The sequence below is a fragment of the Loktanella sp. DJP18 genome (genome assembly GCF_049310965.1).
Lineage (GTDB): Bacteria > Pseudomonadota > Alphaproteobacteria > Rhodobacterales > Rhodobacteraceae > Loktanella.
In genome coordinates, this window is the sequence record NZ_JBMERN010000279.1 from 1 (window position 1) to 2,144 (window position 2,144).

Below are 2,144 nucleotides of genomic sequence, written 5' to 3' on the forward strand. Positions count from 1 at the left end.
GCACCTTGCCAAGGTCACCGGCGCGACGCTGGTCATCGCCAAGCTGGACCGGCTGTCGCGCAATGCCGCCTTCCTGCTGACGCTCCGGGACAGCGGCGTGCGCTTCCTCGCCGTCGACCTGCCGGAGGCGAATGATCTGACCGTCGGCATCATGGCGCTGGTGGCGCAGCAGGAACGCGAGGCCATCTCCCGGCGCACCAGGGAGGCGCTGGCGGTCGCGAAGGCGCGCGGTGTGAAGCTGGGCAACCCGAACGGTGCGGCGGCACTGAAACGCGCGGGAAAGGGCGGTGCGGCGTTGCACGCGGCTGTAGCGTCAAACGCCGACCGCTTCGCCGAGGACCTCCGGCCCGTGATCGACGACGTGCAGAGGCAAGGGGTCACCACGCTCCGCGCCATCGCTGCCGCGCTGAACGACAGGGGCATGCTGACCCGGCGGGGTGGGACGTGGCAGGTCTCGAATGTACGAAATTTGATGGATAGGTTGGATATACCGAAATCGCGAGACATCCAGTGTTGAGCCGGAACTGTGGCGCTGTCGCATCGACCCCGTCGGCGGTCAGATCTTGCCGGAAAATACCTGTGCTGGTAGCGCACTGCGCCTGGACCGCAACGCAGCGCTGGGTGGGGTCAGGGATTCACGCTGGAGAAATGCTGAAGGAACTCACTGCAGATGGATGATGACAGGTGCACCCATGATATTTGTCTGGTGAGGTAATAAGCATAGTTGTGCCTGATGTCAGCGTTTGATTTGGTTATGCTGCTTCGTATCGGTCGGCCGCGCCTGGCCAATCGACGCGGTGACGAAGGTTGCACTGTCGGGGCGCAGCTGGCCAAGGTCGCGGTCACAGCCCGATGGTGCATGCCATCCTTATTGCAATCCACCGACTGCGATCGCAACAGTCATGCACATGAGGCCGTCGACCGCAAAACCGGTATGACAGTAGTCTGACCGATCCGCCTGCGCGCTGAAATACCTATATCTTCGACGACAATGAGGCACGCTTACCGCTGATCGGCCCCTGTTTGAATGATCGGCTAGAAGTGAAAACTAATGCAGCCGATCATCCGTGTTGGAAAAGCAAGCGTCGCCTAGCATTCCAGGCTTCCAGCCGCCGCATCCGTTCGGCGTAAGAGGGCTTTCGAGATTTCCCCGAGGCCGATGCGTGTTCCGTAACGTACGAATCAGTTGATTTTCTAGCTCGATCGGGCAACCATTTCTCGCCAGTGTTTGATTTAGAGTAATCCGGTTTCGTATTTTTGAATTGGAGGGAAGTCATGGGCCGTTCGATTTCGTTTACGATAGAAGGTGATGTCACCACGCAGGTCACCGTCACCGAGTTGTCGGACGGGACACTCAAGTTCGACATTACCGTCGTCGATGACAGTGCCCAAATCGGCGACCTTAGGGCAATATTCTTCGATCTGGAAGGCGTGGACTCCACAACTCTCGATCTGGCTGTGGTCGACGACAATGCCGATGGATCTCAAATCATTTCGGATCAGGTCTTTGAAGAAGGCGGCGTCAGTACCATCGGAAAAGATGCAAATATCAAGGGCGAGGTGTCAAACGAACTAGGGGATTTTGATGTCGGGGTAGAGTTCGGCACTTCAGGTGTGTCTGGTGATGACATCCAGTCGACCAGCTTCATTCTCTCGTCTGCAACCCAAGATATGTCGCTGGACATGCTCAACCTGGCGGATTTCGGGATCCGCTATGGCTCGGTCGGAGAAACCGACGGTGACCGAACGGGTTCCCTGAAGCTTGGCGACCAAGGCACGGGAGTGAACCAGAACGACACCTTGGGCGTCATTGAAAATTCAAGTCCTAACCAGGCGACTGGCGACAATATCGTAGATATCTTCGCGAACGACCAGACGACCGACAGCACTGATGAGAATATCGGGCTTTTTGTGACTGGGGTGGAGGGGCTTTTGGAGGCAGGGGGTGTTTTCACTGGGACGCTCATCTCGGATGACGGCATCGATCTGGGGACTCTCGAGGTTGACGCGTCGGGCATCGCGCGTTTCGAGGCACGTGCTGATGCTCTGGCGAAAGATGAAACGCGCGAGATTGTAGTTAAATATCAAACGACAGCTGCCGATGGATCCACAGCGACTGCCTTCCTCACCGTAACGGTGACCGG

Annotated in this window: 2 protein-coding genes; both read left to right on the top strand. The window is 57.7% G+C overall.

Going from position 1 to position 2,144, the window contains the following annotated elements; all coding sequences use genetic code 11:
* On the top strand, positions 1–517 hold a 517-nt coding region (locus ACOI1H_RS25145), incomplete at its 5' end, for a recombinase family protein (protein WP_422441007.1).
* Between the two features lie 758 nt (positions 518–1,275).
* A partial coding sequence (locus ACOI1H_RS25150; protein WP_422441009.1) for a hypothetical protein occupies positions 1,276–2,144 on the top strand: 869 nt, incomplete at its 3' end.